Origin of the sequence: Spirosoma liriopis, from assembly GCF_023196085.1 — a bacterium.
Classification (GTDB): domain Bacteria; phylum Bacteroidota; class Bacteroidia; order Cytophagales; family Spirosomataceae; genus Spirosoma; species Spirosoma oryzicola.
Genome location: NZ_JALPRF010000002.1, coordinates 536,592 through 553,390, shown reverse-complemented (window position 1 = coordinate 553,390; position 16,799 = coordinate 536,592). Strand labels below are relative to the sequence as shown.

The window sequence follows — 16,799 nt, the reverse complement described above, 5'->3', positions numbered from 1 at the left end:
GAAGACTGTGACTGCGTTCTACGCATTGAAACCGAATCGCTCACTGAGTCGGATATTATCAGGTTGCTGACTCGGGCCGGCCTTCAATGTGAAGTGTTGAATTAGATATACCCACCGACTTTTTAAAACGCGTATCGCTTAAACGAAAAAAGGCACCCTCAACAGGTGCCTTTTTGTATAGTTTGATTCGGAGCTACGCTTCAAAAACGTTTCCGTCGTAAGTAACGCTCGATACTTTTTGATCTAGGTAGTAGATCTGATCGGCTGGGATTTGATCAAACAGATCGAGGCAGCGACGAGCGATGTATTCTTCTTCCATCTGCTCTTTCACGTACCATTTCATTAGTTCTTCGGAAGCGAAATCGCTCTCCCGACGGCAGATTCCAATGATCCGGTTGATTGAGTCGGTTACCGCGATCTCCTGCTCTAAGGCAGCTTCGAACACGGACCGGAATGAATCGAACTCCTGGCTGACAGCGGGTACTTCCGGAGAATAAGCAGTTGCACCCTGGTCGCAGAGATAATGAAATATCTTCATACCGTGGTTACGTTCTTCTTCCGACTGCTTATAGAAGAACCCAGCGCTGTAATCGAGGCCGTTCCGATCACACCAACCCGCCATCGCCAAATATTTCGACGACGAGATCATTTCCATTTGTATTTGCTGATTCAGGGCCAGCTCGACGCTTTCTTTGATAGACGTACGAAGTCTTGCTAGATCTTTCATAGTATGTGTTACCGTATTCGGTGAGTTGATTCTGCTTAATTGTTCAACAAAACAACAACAAAAAACCGACTGTTGTTACGCAGCCGGTTGATTATCAGAAAATTTAGAAGCAGTCTATTTATTAGTATTTGGATAACGAACAACCACACTCACGAAGCATCGTATTGAGTTCAAGCATGAGTTTAGCGCCATTCAACAACTCCCGCAAATGAATGATTTCACAAAGCGTTAGCACATAGCAACGCTCAGAACGGGGTGGCGTCAAGATCTCTACGTCATAGGCAGCGTCGGTACTGAGTGCCATTTGCCGAACATCAATCGTTTCGACCATCCGCCGGAACTGCGCAAAATCGCGCGCTGACAGTTGTGTATGGGTGTCCCAAAACTCCAGAACCAGTCGATTCGTTACATCGCACTGATAAACAACACCTCGATCCGTTTTAAAGACTTCCTGATAGGTAGCCGGTACGTTACTGGTCATAGTCACACAAAAGATGTGCAAATATAAAAAAACGAACGCTCAATTTAGATAATTTCTAAACAATATTTATTCTAGTAGGAAAGGGTTCCTTTGTTAACCCAACCGATTTGGCCGTTCATACTACGAACAAGCTGAAAACCAGCGAATACCGACAATATATCGATGGACGAACCCGATGGCAACGTGTTTAGGATACCAGCCTGACTATCGGCGGCATCGAGCAAATTAGTGGATGTTGTAAGCGCGAATCGCCGGAGCGGTCGTTTGATCGTTTCCGTTGCACTGCTGGCTACATATCCTAGTTCGCCATTAGGTAGTTCTATACGAAGCCAGGTTTCTGTTCCGCCTGCAATCGTTAGCGCGGTTGATTTAACGACCTCCCGGACAACGGGCGCATCACTGCCGGGTGCTGACCGAATAAACGTGCGTGCGGCCACCACACGAACAGAATCTCCCAACCGCGACGCAGGCAACAATGCCTGCCGGGCAGGGCCCCGACCAAGCCGGATAAACGGCAACGGATCAGTTGCGCCACCAGAGCTGTAGATACCAAAATGCAGATGAGGTCCCGTAGTGCGGGCATTACCCGTATTACCAACATAACCAACAGTATCACCAATCGACACGCGCTGACCAGCGTTCACATTCCAGCGGTCGAGATGGGCGTAGTACAGCCGAATGTCGCGTTCATTGTCCGACAGAAACACAACGTTACCGCCCAGACTATTGGTTGTGACGCCTGTAATAACGCCATCGACCGATGCCACCGCGGGTGTTCCGCGCGGGGCGAAAATATCCACGCCTTCATGACGTCGGCGTCCGGCATCACGCGAGGCTCCGAAAAAGCTACTGATCTGCCGACTGTCGCGACCCTGCACCGGAAAGCTAAGCGCAGGCTCCCGGGTAATGGAAATGGTGTAGTTGCCGCTCCGCAACAGCTCAGGCTGGATTCGGATTAGAAAATTTTGCGTTCGGCGGGGCTCCCAGGCCAACACATTGGTATCGGCTTTTGAAGCCGCCTGCAAACTGGTTCGATTTCGGTCATCCAGCGCAAACACATCAATAAATACCTGTGCTTCTTTTTGACCCTGCGTTTCCACCTTTACCAAGAAGCGATCTCCCCGCTGGGCACTCATCCGATACCCAACGGCAAAGGGCTTATTGGCCGAGAAATAACCGCTCTCGCGGTAGGGAATTGAAATTGTTAATGAATCACGTAGCGCACGCTCGCCAGCAGCGGCCCAGTCGGCCCCTAATGCCGTACGATCCAGCTTCGCGTCTTTCAGCGACTGGCCGTACTGGTCGTGGGGTGACGATGGACGAAATAGGTTTGTTGCCGGACCAACACCCGTACAGGCGTGCAAAAGAGCCACGCCGACACTTGTTACGAAGAAACGAAATACAGACTTAAATTCCATAGTAGAACTATAGATTAAACGATTATACAGCACCAAATAGTTTAAGCAGTCAGTTAATGAGCTGCGTTTTCGCAAACCAGACCAAGCTTAATAACTCCAATAACTAAGCGTTTGCTAAGAAATAGGTTACCGAGCCCAAAGGATTTAAGAGCGAACGCTATTAAATTGATTTACTGGCCTGAAATTGCTAAACTTGCGTTGACGTTGCTCTCTTCCATCGTGGATTCAATTACAGTCTTTGCTCCTGCTACCGTTGCCAATGTGGCTTGCGGATTCGATATTTTTGGTTTTGCCGTCGATAATCCCGGCGATCAGATCACGTTGACAATTAGTCCTGAACCAGGTGTGCGCATCAAGGACATCATCGGCGATGAAGGGCGCCTACCCCGCGAAACCGGACGAAACACAGCCGGTATTGCTATCCAGACCTATCTTAAACAGATCAATCGGACCGACATTGGCGTTGACGTTATTTTGCGCAAACAGATGCCATTGGGTAGTGGACTGGGTTCCAGCGCAGCCAGCGCCGTAGCAGGCGTGTATGCCATCAATGAATTGCTCGGACGGCCATTGCCAATCGTAAAGCTGTTGCCGTTCGCTATGGAAGGCGAGCGCATTGCCTGCGGTTCGGCCCATGCCGACAACGTTGCCCCATCATTATTAGGCGGTTTTGTCGTCATTCGGAGCTATCAACCACTGGATGTGGTTCGCATTGAAACACCCGCCACGTTATTTTGTACGCTTGTTCACCCTGATATAGAGGTCAACACAAAAGATGCCCGGTTTATTCTGAAAAACGAGGTGTCTCTCAAGAACACCATCACGCAGATGGGCAACGTAGCCGGCCTGATTGCCGGTCTGATGACGCCAGACTACGGCCTGATCAGTCGTTCGCTGGTCGATGTAATTATTGAACCCGTACGGTCTATTCTGATTCCTGAGTTCAACGAAGTGAAGCAGGCTGCCTTAGCGAACGGTGCGCTCGGCTGTAGCATTTCGGGATCGGGTCCGTCGATGTTTGCCCTCAGCCGCGACATACAGACAGCGGAGAAGGTCGGAGCGGCTATGCAGCAAGCCTTTTTATCGGTCGGCATTACGAGCGAGACGTACGTTTCGGAGATCAATCGGCAGGGACCAAAAGTATTAGCTCACTAAGCAGTTACCAACGAACAGTAAACGTTTTCGTCGCTTTTACTTGGTACACTGCTGGCATGCTAAAGTTGCTCCCAACCGAGTTGCCAGCCATTTACCTGCGTCGGTAGGGCCGCGCCGGGTTGTTTTGGCTGCTCAGTGGCCACTAATTTCAGCGGAATGGTTTCCTGCGTCTGAGCGCTGATCAGCCGGTCTGTACGCAAAAAAGCTCGTTTGGAGACCGGATCGATCAATTCTACGTACGCGTGAATCACGTCGCCAACGGCAAACGTCCGTTCATTGATTGTTACAGGCTGTACGACCTGGAACATAAAGAACTTTCCTTCGACAAGAGGGCCATCACTTAAACTTCGGGTAATTAATCGATTTGGCGCTACTACCGGTGCTGAACTAGACGAACCAGCTACATTGGCCACTGGCGACTCCATTGGTTCGGGACTTTCAGCCGGCGTTTCATCTTCAGTCAACAGCACTACCGTTGTCGTCGAGTCAGCGATAAACGTCGGTTCTCCTTTTTCGATCGCTTCCGGGAAATCCGTTTCATCCATGTCGAAGGACGCTAAAATAGCTGCTCGCTCAGCAGCGGATACCGACATTTCCGAATCACTCAATGCGGCTATGTGGTGGTTGCTCAGATGCGATGGATAAGCCTGAGGCCGTGTCAGAAGTTCTTTGATAGCAATAGCCTGAAACAGATAGGCTTTTGTTTCTGCGGCCCGATAAGGCAGTGCCATTGGGTGCACATCAGGATACCGACGACTCAACTGCTGAATATAATTCGGTCCGGCGTTATAGGCCGTAGCCACTAACATCCATGAACCTAGCTGATCGTACAATTCGTTCAGGTATTGGCAGGCGGCATGGGTCGCTTTCTGAAGATTGAAGCGTTCGTCGTGTCGGCGCGATACGTTCAGTCCAAGCGACTGCGCTGTCTGGGGCATAAGCTGCCAGAAACCAGCCGCTCCTTTCCGCGAAACAGCCCGATTGGTTACGGCGCTCTCCAGCAGTGGCAAAAACTTAAAATCGGACGGAATTCCATATTGCTTTAGAATAGGCTCGATTAACGGAAATACGACTGACGCCCGCCGTTTCAGTAAAGACAATGTACTGGCCAGCGCAGCCTGACGAGATAAGGTCCGGCTCCAATGCGCCGTGATCGTCGGTTGATTGGTCGGCAGATTTTCGCCACAGAAATGTACCGCTTCAACTAAGTTGGGCTTTGCTGACAGCAGGAACTCGGTAGTTGAACTGCTCGCATTGAGGGCAAGGAATTGGTTTGTTTGGGCTAAGGCCGACAGGCTGCTAAGAGTGGTTAAACAGCCGATTCCAGCTGCAACCATCTGAATGAATTTCGTCATTGACAACAGTGAGTTACGGTAGGTACGCGTACAAGCCGCTCATTTGAACGGTAATTGATTATTGCGGCTTCTCGCTCCTCTCTCTGTTCTGCCTGTGCTGCACGAATCCAGCAGCCGCGTCACGTATGCTTAACTTACGCTTATTGTACTCTTTTTTATCGACTGATACGCCGATAAGGCACTTTATCCATCCGCTCGATTAGCAAATAATATTTGCCTTAACTTGCAATAGACACTTTATTTCATCCGGATGATTCACAAAACTACAACGAAAAGCGTATAAATCAATGGTTTACGATTTAACCATCTTTGACTTTATATGCTGTTGGCTGACTAAAGCGGTTCAGGATAATCACGTTCATGCGAAAATTATGCGCCTACGAGCTACACAGGGCGTTTCTAAAAATCCCTGGCCAACCTGTAACCTTACAATAAATTTTAACAAAACTGACTACGATTGGATCAGGCAAACGAAGCCATTGTGGCTCAATAACCGACAAAAATTCAGGATTCAACGCTTGGCAGCACTGATAGCTCCTCGCTCCACCGTAAACATTCTACACTGATTGTCAGTATCTTTAAGCATAATTTTTCTTAACACAAACGAAGTTATGGCAGCCAACGAGCAGGAGTTTGAAGAAAAATGGAAGCAGCTGGAGGAATCGGGTAAAGAACTATCCGGCGCGGTTGGTGCGGTAGCCGGAACCTTGCTGGGTATTTCTGTATTTGGCTTGAGCGCTCCTGTCATGTACCTCACCAAACGGGCCGCTGGGAAGGAAGCGTCAGAAGCTTTAAAAGAAACGGGTGACAAAGCCCTCGAAACGACCCGGTGGATGAGCGAATTTGGTCGGTTTGCTGGAAAGAAGTTCGGACCCAAGATCGTAGGAACCCTGTTATTCGGCGTAACGGGCTTGCTGGCTACTGACGAATAGCTGTTTACCAAGCTATGAAATTACCACTGGTCTTCTCAATTCTACTTCTCGGTCTTTGTCTTTCGGGCTGTATTCACAGCAACCGCTCTACGACCATTCACGGTAAGGTTACCGACGACAGCAATCAACCCATTGCGAATGTGCCCATCATCATTGCCGGTCTACGAAAAGGTACGCTGTATCATTTTGATAAGTTGGAAGCGGTTTACACAAACCGACAGGGCGAGTATACGATCACCTTTGTACCATCCAACCAATATAGAAGCCTTGAAGTAGCGAATCAGTTCAATACCGATTCGACCTTATACCATACATACAGGGATTATAGCGTCACTTTCAACAACCAGTCAAAAGGAGATTGCTGTGCTGCGCAGATTGGTTATACGTCCCAATACGACTTCATTTTACTAGCCCGGTAAGCTTATAGCGGTTAATTTCTTCTTTACTCGGTGGTAGCTTGAAAACATTCTGTATTGCCCATACGAACACAATGGCCTCCATACGGTTTTGTAGCTTTACGCGTTGAAGCGGTAGTGTTCCCGCCGTTTAGTTGTATTGCGAATGAATCGTATTCTCTTAGTTGCTGCTTTGCTGTTGCGGTTGATTTCCGTCAATGGCCAATCCGTTGAGCGCTATTCCCTTATTCCTCGTCCGGCCCAGCTCGAACCCCGCGCTGGCGATTTTATCATTAGTCGAACCACTACCATCGGTGTACCCTTTGCCCAGAATGGGTTAAAAGCGATAGCTGATACCTTGGCCAGCCACATTAACCGTAGTACGGGTCTGGCCCTGTCCGTGCGGAACGTGACGAAAATGAATCAGCCGGACAATCTCATCGAGTTTGCCCCCTCGGTCGATACAACACTGGGCGATGAAGGATACCGCATCGACGCCACGGACCGACTCATCACCATCGAAGCCACCAATCCGAAAGGCTTTTTTTACGCCGTTCAAACCCTATATCAGCTGCTTCCGCCAACCGTTCTGGCGACAAGTCACGCCGTTCCCGCGACCAACTTGACAACGTTAAGCGTTCCGGCCTGCCGCATTCAGGATCGGCCGCGCTACAGTTACCGGGGTTTACACCTTGATGTGAGCAGGCATTTTTTCTCGGTTGCTTTCATCAAGCGTTACCTTGATTTGATGGCGTTGCACAAGTTCAATAACTTTCACTGGCACCTGACCGACGACCAGGGATGGCGGATTGAAATCAAAAAGTATCCCAAGTTGACGCAGATCGGTTCGCAGCGACGCCAGACCATTGTCGATCATTACGACGAATACGACCCGCAAGTGTTTGACGGTAAACCCTACGGCGGCTTTTACACGCAAGACGACGTGCGCGGGGTTATTCGCTATGCCGCATCCAAACACATCAACGTAGTACCGGAAATTGAAATGCCCGGCCACGCACAGGCAGCACTGGCGGCCTACCCTGAGCTTGCCTGCGCCCCCGGCCCCTACCAGGTGGCGACCAAGTGGGGCGTTTTCAACGATGTATTCTGCCCGACTGAGAAAACATTTTCATTTTTACAGGATGTACTCACGGAAGTAATGGGTCTGTTTCCGGGCAAATACATTCACATCGGTGGCGACGAGTGTCCTAAGGTAGCCTGGCGAAATAGCGCTTTTTGCCAGCAATTGATCAAGCGCGAAAAGCTTAAGAACGAGAACGAGTTGCAGAGCTACTTCATCACACGCATCGACAAATTTGTTACGTCAAAAGGTCGTCGGATTATTGGCTGGGACGAAATTCTGGAAGGTGGTATTTCGCCTAATGCAACCGTGATGAGCTGGCGTGGTACAAAGGGCGGAATTCAGGCAGCCAAGCAGCGCCATGATGTAATCATGACACCCGGCCAGTTCTGCTACCTCGACCACTACCAGGGCAATCCGGCGCAGGAACCCACTGCCTTTGGCGATTATCTGCCGCTGTCAACGGTGTACGCATACAATCCCACACCATCAACGTTAACACCCGCCGAAGCCACCCACATCCTGGGCGCACAGGGTAATCTCTGGACGGAGTATATCAACAATACCGATCAGCTTGAGTACATGATTTGGCCCAGAGCAGCCGCCCTGGCCGAAGTCGTCTGGACACCGTTGAACGTAAAAAATTACGACGATTTTAGTCGTCGCCTACCTGTGCATTTTGAGCGCTTAACGACTCTTAACGTCAATTATGCCAGGACGTTTTACGATGTATCGTTTGCGGCTAAGCCAACAGCTGGCGGTCAGGTAGAAGTCTCACTATCAGCGAATACGCAGGTTCCCACAATTCGCTACACGCTGGACGGTAGTGTTCCTTCGGGTGAGTCTCCCCGCTACGAAAAGCCAATTATCCTTGCCCAGTCAACAACGATCCGAACCGCAGCTTTTGCTGACAGACAGCCAATCAGCCAACCGGCCAAAGTAAAGAACGAGTATTTGGTTTCGAAAGCGACGGGCAAACCCTATACCCTACTCAACGCCCCAACGCGTGGCCGTCCCGACAAAAATTATAGTCTGACGGATGGCACCACCGGCGGTATGGGCGGTTATGAAGTAGCGGGCGTCGTATCCTTCGCGAACGACATTAATGCCGTAATTGATCTTGGGCAGTCGCAGTCCGTTCGGAGCGTTCGGGTGGGGTTTCTCAAATACACAGCCCGCAATATCTGCTTACCCAGACAGGTTGCTATCGCCGTATCCGAAGACGGAAAGACATTCCAGTCGGTGTCAATGACTAAGACCAACGCTGCTGAAGGCGGGAAAAGGGGTTTCGTCCGCCTTTCTTTCGACTTTACGGCTACTACTGCCCGTTATGTACGTATCGTTGCTTACAACGTCGGACGAGTACCCGCCGGTTTACGAAACCCCGGCAAAGCCGCTCAGTTAGCCGTAGACGAAATTGAAGTCCACTAATCGGTGCCGCTTCTTTTTAGAGACGTACAGTTCATACAGCTAAATCAACAGTTCATACACTACTTGTTCCGTCTTATTCCACACCTGGTTTTTTAGGAACAGAATTTGTCCTTACTTGAAAGGAGAATACGTTAGACCTATGGATATCCTGATTGTTGAAGACGAGTCTCTGGCCGTTCAGAAGTTGATAAAACTGCTGAATTCCAGCGCGTGTACCACTCGTATAGCAGGGGTCACGGACGGAATAGAATCAACCGTCGCGTGGCTGAACGCCAACCCGCAGCCCGATCTGATCCTGATGGATATTGAACTTGCCGACGGGCAAAGTTTCGAGATTTTTAACCTGGTATCGATCACTTGTCCAGTTGTCTTCACGACCTCTTATAACGAATCAGCCATCCAGTCCTTCCGAGGCAATAGTCTGGATTACCTTCTCAAACCTATTAAAAAAGAAGAGCTTGATCAGATCTTAGCCAAGTATCAGCAGGCACCCGAAGTCAAACCAGTAACCTCGTCCGAAACACCGCTTGATCCAATTCACCCCCAAAACGGACAGTACAAAGTTGATTCGAACCCAACGAATGCCTTGGTGAGTGGTGACCGCGCCAACGAATTCTATCAATGGCTAAGCAGATAAGATGCAGAAGCTGAACGACAAGTGGATGCGCCTTATCGGAATTCCTCTGCTGGCTCTGGCGGGGCAGTGGATGATGTACGGCTATACCAATGTCCCGTATCCCAACGACTGGCGCATTCCTTTCCTTTTTATCCTGGGCACGGTAGTGGTGTGGGAAATAAATCGGCGGGGCATTATTCTGTCGCGACGGCGCTATCCGGACCTGACGCAGACGCGCCAGCGAGTGCTTTATCAGCTGATCTGGTTCCTTATTTTTTCGAGTCTTATCCGTATCACCCAAACGTTTTTTTACCACGTAATAGGTCTTTGGCCGTCAGAAGATTACTTACTTTTCAAGCCCTATTTTTTCAATACACTCGTATCCGTTGTCGGCACAATTCAGCTAGCCGCCTATTACGAAGGGGTTTATCTGTACCAGCGCTGGAAAGTGTCGTTTACCGAAGCGCAGGAACTCAAAAAAGCAAACCTGCAAAGCCAGCTCGACTCGCTCAAAACGCAGATCAATCCGCATTTTCTGTTCAACAATCTGAACTCCCTGTCATCGCTGATCACCAGTGACGCCGAACAGGCCGAACGATTTCTCGACGAACTGTCATCCGTTTATCGCTACCTGCTTCAGCAGGACAACCGCGATCTTTGCCCGCTTACGGAGGAAATCACCTTCATCAACGCTTATTTTCATCTGCTCAAGACCCGCTACGGCAATGGCATATTTATGGAACACGCCATCGACACGTCGTACATGCGTTATCTGATCCCACCCCTGACGATCCAGGTCCTTTTCGAAAATGCCATCAAACACAACGTAATTTCGGCCAGTCGCCCCCTTACGATCAAGCTTTACACGCAGGACGGTCAGCTTTACGTAGAGAACAACCTGCAGAAAAAGAAGCAGACGGTCCCGTCGAATCAGATCGGCTTACAAAACATTACCATGAAGTACAAATTGCTTGATCATCCGTCGGTTTTCATTCAGGAGGACGAGCAGAAGTTTCTGGTAAGCGTCCCTCTGATTCCGCCTATACCCGAAGCCGTATTGGTTTGAATAAGGCCCAAAGAACGATGCAAAAATTCTGTCACGAAGCACGATGACAGAATTTTTCGTTTGTCAAGATTGCAATTTTACGGGTGAAGGTTTGCTATTCTGCCACTTGAGGCCCTATTTTGGGTAGATCTTTCCTTCTTCATGGCAGACAACCAAACTAATTCCGTTTCTCCGGCTGATGTAGCCAACGAACCAACCGAATTCAAACGTTCTTTAAGCCTGCTCGACTCGACGCTTATCGTTTCGGGTTCGATGATTGGCTCAGGTGTTTTTATCGTCACCGCCGACATGGCCCGTAACCTGGGCTCGTCGGGCTGGCTGTTGATGCTGTGGGTGCTGACGGGCGTATTGACCGTAGCGGCTGCCCTTAGTTACGGCGAACTGGCGGGTATGATGCCTAAAGCCGGTGGCCAATACATTTACATTCAACGCGCTTACGGTCATCTGACCGGCTTCGTATACGGCTGGACCGTCTTCACGGTGATTCAGACCGGCACCATTGCCGCTGTCGCGGTAGCGTTTACCAAATATACCGCCGTTTTTATTCCGGCGCTCGGTCCCGAAAACGTGTTGTTGGCTCTCGGTCCTATAAAAATTACGTTAGGCTCCCTGTTTGCCATTGGGAGTTTGGTTTTACTTACCTGGCTGAATAGTCGGGGGGTGCAAAGCGGGAAGCTGATTCAGAACGTATTTACCTCCGCCAAACTCATTGCCTTGTTTGGATTGATCATCGTCGGCATTGCCCTCGGGCTAAGCAGTGGCCTACTATCGGTCAATCTGACCAACGCCTGGGAAGCGAGTAGCACATCGGCCACGGGCGACATCGTTCCGCTGGCGGGCATTGCGCTCGTGCTGGCCTTCGGTACGTCGATGGTTGGCTCCCTGTTTTCGGCGGATGCCTGGAACAATGTCACGTTCATTGCGGGCGAGATCAAGAATCCGCGTCGGAACATTCCGCTGGCGTTATTCTTCGGAACGTTGCTGGTTACCACGATTTATTTTCTGGCGAATATCTCGTACCTGTCGCTTCTTCCCCTGAAAGGTTCGCCTACCGCGACGGATATTGTTGGCCGCGGTATTCAGTTTGCCGAAGCCGACCGGGTCGCTACGGCCGCCGTCGAAACGATTTTTGGTAACGTAGCGGTCGGCGTAATGGCGGTGCTTATCATGATATCCACCTTTGGTTGTAACAACGGGTTAATTCTGGCGGGCGCGCGACTGTACTACGCTATGGCAAAAGATGGCTTGTTTTTGAAGCAGGCTTCACACCTGAACCAAAACGCCGTGCCGGGCCGGGCGTTGTGGCTGCAATGCATCTGGGCTTCGTTGCTGTGTCTGTCAGGCAAATACGGCGACTTACTGGATTACTGCACCTTTGCTTCGCTGCTGTTTTACATCATCACTATTACGGGTTTGTTCCGGCTTCGGCGCACGGAGCCCAATACCGAGCGGCCTTATCGGGCATTCGGCTATCCGCTGGTTCCAGCGCTTTACATCATCGCGGGCCTGACAATCTGCTTTATTTTGCTTTACACGAAGACATTCAATACGGGCATGGGCCTTCTAATTGCAGGTTTAGGCATTCCCGTTTATTATTTCACAACGCGTAATCGCTAGCCTAATCACTTCAGTATACTCAAAAAGCAACGTGCTGACCGCGTTGCTTTTTTTAGTGCTTTACTTTCCCTGTACGGTCGATCCTCGGACAATCAGCTGCGTTTCCAGCACAACAGTTCGCGCAGGCTTCATCTGTTCCTTATCAGCCAATTGCTCCATCAATAAATGAGCCGACTGCTGCCCGATTTCGCTAATGGGCTGAGCAACGGTGGTCAGACCCGGCTCGACCAGCGCCGAGATAGGGTCATTGCTGAAACCGACAATCGCAATGTCGTCAGGAATGCGCAGGCCACGATTTTTGATGACTTGCAGCGCTTCGATGGCCGTGGGGTCATTGATGGTAAACAGGGCGTCGGGTGGCTGCGGTAAGTTTAGGAGGTGATTGACATAGATATTCGCTTTTTCCAGCGTCAGATCATACGAAATGATTAGCTCTGGCTCCTCGTCGATACCGTACTTCCGCAACGCATCCCGGTACCCATTGAGCCGGTTGCGGCTGTTGGGTAAGCTGTCTGGTCCGGCAAGGTGGGCAATTCGGCGTTTGCCCGTCTGAATCAGGTGCTCAACCGCCTGAAACGCGCCGTCATAATCGTTGACAGTCACCTTCGATACGTTCATGTCTTCGCAGACCCGGTTAAAAAACACCACCGGGATGCCCCTTCGCTGAAACACCCGAAAGTGATCGAAGTTGCGGGTTTCTTTTGTGTGCGATACAATCAGCCCGTCGACCCGGCTCGCCAGCAACGCTTTAGCGTTGGCTACTTCGGTTTCGTACGATTCATTGGAGTGACAGATCACAACGTTGTAGCCTGCTTCGGCCAATACCTCCTGAGCCCCGATAATCACTTTCGGAAAAAAGAAACTAATGAATTCGGGGACCATAATCCCGATTGTCCGGGTCTGATTCGTAAGCAATGAAATAGCTAACTGATTCCGCTGATAGTCGAGTTGCTCAGCTAGTTCCAGTACGCGCTGACGAGTTTTCGTATTTACGTTCGGATGACCAGTCAAGGCCCGCGATACTGTCGATTTTGATATCCCCAGTTGCCGGGCAATATCAATGATTGTCGTCAGATGCTGTTGCATGAAATTGTACTTTAACTATAAGAGGCAGATTAAAGGCTTAAATACTCTAATCAAGTACCTATTTTTTTGGGAACATTCCCATTAATCTTTGGGAATGTTCCCAAAAAAATAGCCCAAATTTTCCTTGACAAAAGCCATTTCTGTGATGAGATTCGAACAGAAGACGCAAAATCAGCCTGTTTTAAGCGTTCTGTACTTATTTGTCTTATGTACACCCGCTTTGTTCTCATCCGTCTTTGTTCGTCCAAAAATTAAACTATTCCTATAACCATCCTCATGAAAATACGAATACGCTTCTTTCTGGTTTTGGGGTTAACGATTCTGGTAGCAGCCTGGAAAGCCCACGCTCAGGGGTCTACCGTCAGTGGACGCGTAACGGGTCCCGATGGAAATGCCTTGCCCGGTGTCAGCATCATTCTGAAAAATACACAGCGTGGCACAACAAGCGATGCCGACGGTCGCTACTCACTCCCCAACGTGCAGGCTACCAACGGTCAGCCTGCAGTGCTTACCTTTTCGTTCATCGGGTATGTTTCGCAGGACGTTACGGTGGGGAATCGGACGACAATCGACCTCACACTACAAACGGACGATCGTTCACTCAACGAAGTCGTCGTGGTCGGCTACGGTACGCAGCGCAAAATTGAAACCACAGGTTCAATTGCTTCGGTGAAGTCGACAGATCTGGTCCAGACCCCGGTAGCCAACGTCGCTCAGGGTCTTCAGGCGCGGGTATCGGGCGTACAGGTCACGCAAAATTCAGGTGCGCCCGGCGGCAATGTCAGCGTGCGGATTCGGGGTACCAACTCGATCAACGGGAATTCGGAACCGCTTTACATCGTCGATGGCATTCAGATCTCGAACAGCAATCCCAGCGACAACGTCACCACCCTAAGCCCGCTTTCGACCATCAACCCCAATGACGTTGAGTCGATCGAGGTCCTGAAAGATGCGTCGGCAACGGCGATCTACGGGTCACGGGCGGCTAACGGTGTTGTGCTGATCACGACCAAACGTGGACGAGCGGGTGCTACGCGGATTACGTATGACGGGTATTACGGCGTACAAAAAGCGGCTAAAACGCTGCCCGTATTAAGCGCAGCCGAATTTGGTCAGCTTGAAAATGAGGTGTTCAGAAATAACTTTTACCAGAACCCTGCCAGCTTAGGCGAAGGCGTCAACTGGCAAAATCTCATCTTCCGGCAGGCTCCGATTCAAAGCCATCAGCTAAGCATCACGGGTGGTTCCGAAAAAACGCAGCTGTCCCTGTCGGGCAATTACTTTAATCAGGATGGTATTATCATCGCGTCCAACTTCAAACGGTATTCCTACCGGATCAATGTCGATCATAAAATCAACAACCGGCTAAAGATCGGAACCAGTATTTTGGGTACCTACGCCATCAACAATGGCGTGCCTTACGGGTCAACAAGTTTGGGTGATGCCGATGTGGTGTCGAGTAGTATTTTGGGTGCGGCACTCGGTGCGCCCCCTACGCTACAGCCTTACCGTCCGGACGGCAGCGTTTTTCCGTTCGGCGAACAGGCTAACGGCCAGTATCGGGAAGTAACTAACCCGTTGGGACTGGCGGCAGTGATGAACCAAACCAACATCCGGCGCACACTCGCCAACTTTTTTGCCGATGCCACGCTGTTGAAAGGCTTAAACTACCGCGCCAGCTTTAACATCGACCTGCAAAATAGCCTGCGCGATACGTACTCGCCCCGCTCCATTGTCAGCCGGACGGATCTAAACGATAATTCGGGCTCAGGTTCCAAAATCAACAGCAACAGCACGGTATTGCTGCACGAAAGCATCCTTACCTACAACACAACCCTGGCCGAACGGCATTCGCTTAAGTTCACGGGCGTGTTCGCGACACAAAGCAACCTGTACAATACCAACACGATCAACGCGACAGGTTTTCCCAACGATGCCACCGGCGACGAAGCCCTTCAATTGGCACTGGCCCGAACCGTTAACAGCTACCGGTCTAAAGAAGGACTGGATTCGTATCTGGGACGCATCAACTACGGCTACCGCGACCGGTATTTTCTGGACCTGACGGCTCGTATCGACGGGTCAAGCAAATTCGGAGCAAATCATAAATACGGCTTTTTTCCGGCGATAGCGGGTGCGTGGCGGATTATTGACGAGCCGTTCCTGAAAAACGTCAACTGGCTGTCTGATCTGAAATTACGTGGTAGCTGGGGAATCACGGGCAACGCGGGCGGTATAAACCCATACCAGTCGTTAGCCACGGTTTCGTCGTCAGGCAGCGACTACCAGTTCAATCATACCTACCTGACTGGCATCAACCCGTCGGGCATTGCCAACCCCGATCTGCGCTGGGAAAAATCGGCGCAAACCGATATTGGTCTGGACATTGGCTTGCTGAATAACCGCCTGAGCTTCATTGTCGATGTATACCAAAAAACGACCCGCGATCTGCTGTACGTAAGGGCGCTCCCCCTCTCGTCGGGTTACGCTACCATCACCGGCAACTTTGCTTCTCTTCAAAACAAAGGCATCGAACTTGCCGCCAACGCCCGCATTTTGCAGGGAGCCTTGAAATGGGACGTATCGGCCAACGCGACGATCAACCGCAACAAGGTACTCGACCTGGACGGTGGCACCACGCAGGAGCGGTTCGTAACAACGTACAGCATCCTGAGCGTTGGCCAACCGCTGGGTCTGTTCAAAACCTACGTGTTTGATGGGATCAACCAATCAGGTGAAACCATTCTGCCGGGCTACGACGGTCGGCTCGGCGGTCACAAGTTGAAAGACATCAATGGTGACGGTCAGATTACGGCTGCCGATCAGGTGATTACGGGCAATCCAAATCCCAAGCTTATTTTCGGCTTCTCGACGAACCTTGCTTACAAAAACTTCGATTTCAGCGCCTTTCTGTCCGGCTCGCAAGGCAACGACATTTACAACCAGGCTCGGTTTGCGTTCGAAACCCCGCTGGGTCAGCGCAATCTGCTAAAAGGCGTAGCGAATCGCTGGTCGGCTACGAACCCAAATCAGGAGTACGCCAGTGCCGCTCAGGGTAGCCGCCTACCAGTTAGCGACCGATTCGTTGAAGATGGTTCGTACCTCCGGTGCAAGAACATCACCCTGGGCTATACCTTGCCGCAGATCAAAGGAATTCAGCGCATCCGGTTCTACGCCAGCGTCAACAATTTATTCACGATCACCAAGTACTCAGGCTTCGATCCGGAGGTCAACAGTTATGCCGGGTCAAATACCGTTCTCGGCGTCGACAATCTGGTTTACCCACCCGCTCGTTCGGTTTTAGGTGGTCTACAAGTTACTTTCTAAACCGGGATTTATACGATTAATCGGACTGACTTTGATTCATCTGTTTCCCTAAAAAGAAATTCAAAGGCAGTCCGATTAACCCTAACAATCTACCGGAGCGGTTCAGCTAATT

Annotated in this window: 13 protein-coding genes; 8 read left to right on the top strand and 5 right to left on the bottom strand. The window is 50.4% G+C overall.

All coding sequences use genetic code 11. The features are described from left to right. Positions 1-193: 193 nt before the first annotated feature. From M0L20_RS11370 to M0L20_RS11360, 3 genes are all read right to left on the bottom strand, one after another. Positions 194-727 (bottom strand): ferritin, encoded by a 534-nt coding sequence (locus tag M0L20_RS11370; RefSeq protein WP_232561088.1) that lies wholly within the window; start codon positions 725-727, stop codon positions 194-196. 121 nt (positions 728-848) lie between these two features. Then, the gene (locus M0L20_RS11365; RefSeq protein WP_232561087.1) at positions 849-1,208 is read right to left on the bottom strand and encodes a hypothetical protein; all 360 of its coding nucleotides are present in this window, start codon (positions 1,206-1,208) and stop codon (positions 849-851) included. Positions 1,209-1,279: 71 nt separating this feature from the next. Continuing rightward, positions 1,280-2,626, bottom strand: coding sequence for a M23 family metallopeptidase (locus M0L20_RS11360; protein WP_248477068.1), 1,347 nt, complete (start codon positions 2,624-2,626; stop codon positions 1,280-1,282). A gap of 219 nt (positions 2,627-2,845) precedes the next feature. On the opposite strand from M0L20_RS11360, the gene M0L20_RS11355 reads away from it, so the two are divergent. Next, complete coding sequence (locus M0L20_RS11355) at positions 2,846-3,781, top strand: homoserine kinase (RefSeq protein WP_248477067.1); 936 nt, start codon at positions 2,846-2,848, stop codon at positions 3,779-3,781. A gap of 59 nt (positions 3,782-3,840) precedes the next feature. Here M0L20_RS11355 and M0L20_RS11350 read toward each other — a convergent pair whose 3' ends face one another. Beyond that, positions 3,841-5,136, bottom strand: coding sequence for a lytic transglycosylase domain-containing protein (locus M0L20_RS11350; RefSeq protein WP_248477066.1), 1,296 nt, complete (start codon positions 5,134-5,136; stop codon positions 3,841-3,843). Positions 5,137-5,747: 611 nt separating this feature from the next. Here M0L20_RS11350 and M0L20_RS11345 point away from each other — a divergent pair. The 6 genes from M0L20_RS11345 to M0L20_RS11320 all read left to right on the top strand — a co-directional run bounded on the left by M0L20_RS11345 (position 5,748) and on the right by M0L20_RS11320 (position 12,274). Next, entirely contained in the window at positions 5,748-6,068 is a 321-nt protein-coding gene (locus M0L20_RS11345) for a hypothetical protein (protein WP_248477064.1), read from the top strand. Positions 6,069-6,082: 14 nt separating this feature from the next. Beyond that, a complete protein-coding gene (locus tag M0L20_RS11340) occupies positions 6,083-6,487 on the top strand; it encodes a carboxypeptidase-like regulatory domain-containing protein (protein WP_248477062.1) in 405 nt (134 codons plus the stop codon). Between the two features lie 142 nt (positions 6,488-6,629). Further along, entirely contained in the window at positions 6,630-8,975 is a 2,346-nt protein-coding gene (locus tag M0L20_RS11335; RefSeq protein ID WP_248477060.1) for a beta-N-acetylhexosaminidase, read from the top strand. 139 nt (positions 8,976-9,114) lie between these two features. Beyond that, complete coding sequence (locus M0L20_RS11330; protein WP_248477059.1) at positions 9,115-9,612, top strand: LytR/AlgR family response regulator transcription factor; 498 nt, start codon at positions 9,115-9,117, stop codon at positions 9,610-9,612. Position 9,613: 1 nt separating this feature from the next. Next, complete coding sequence (locus M0L20_RS11325; RefSeq protein ID WP_248477058.1) at positions 9,614-10,657, top strand: sensor histidine kinase; 1,044 nt, start codon at positions 9,614-9,616, stop codon at positions 10,655-10,657. 141 nt (positions 10,658-10,798) lie between these two features. Further along, a complete protein-coding gene (locus M0L20_RS11320; RefSeq protein WP_248477057.1) occupies positions 10,799-12,274 on the top strand; it encodes an APC family permease in 1,476 nt (491 codons plus the stop codon). Between the two features lie 60 nt (positions 12,275-12,334). On the opposite strand, the gene M0L20_RS11315 is transcribed toward M0L20_RS11320, so the two are convergent. Beyond that, a complete protein-coding gene (locus tag M0L20_RS11315; protein WP_232561077.1) occupies positions 12,335-13,360 on the bottom strand; it encodes a LacI family DNA-binding transcriptional regulator in 1,026 nt (341 codons plus the stop codon). A 276-nt stretch (positions 13,361-13,636) separates the two neighbouring features. Here M0L20_RS11315 and M0L20_RS11310 point away from each other — a divergent pair, with 276 nt between their 5' ends. Beyond that, positions 13,637-16,687 carry a SusC/RagA family TonB-linked outer membrane protein gene (locus M0L20_RS11310; RefSeq protein ID WP_248477056.1) on the top strand — a complete coding sequence of 1,017 codons (3,051 nt, stop codon included), beginning with the start codon at positions 13,637-13,639 and terminating at the stop codon, positions 16,685-16,687. The last annotated feature ends 112 nt before the right edge of the window (positions 16,688-16,799 follow it).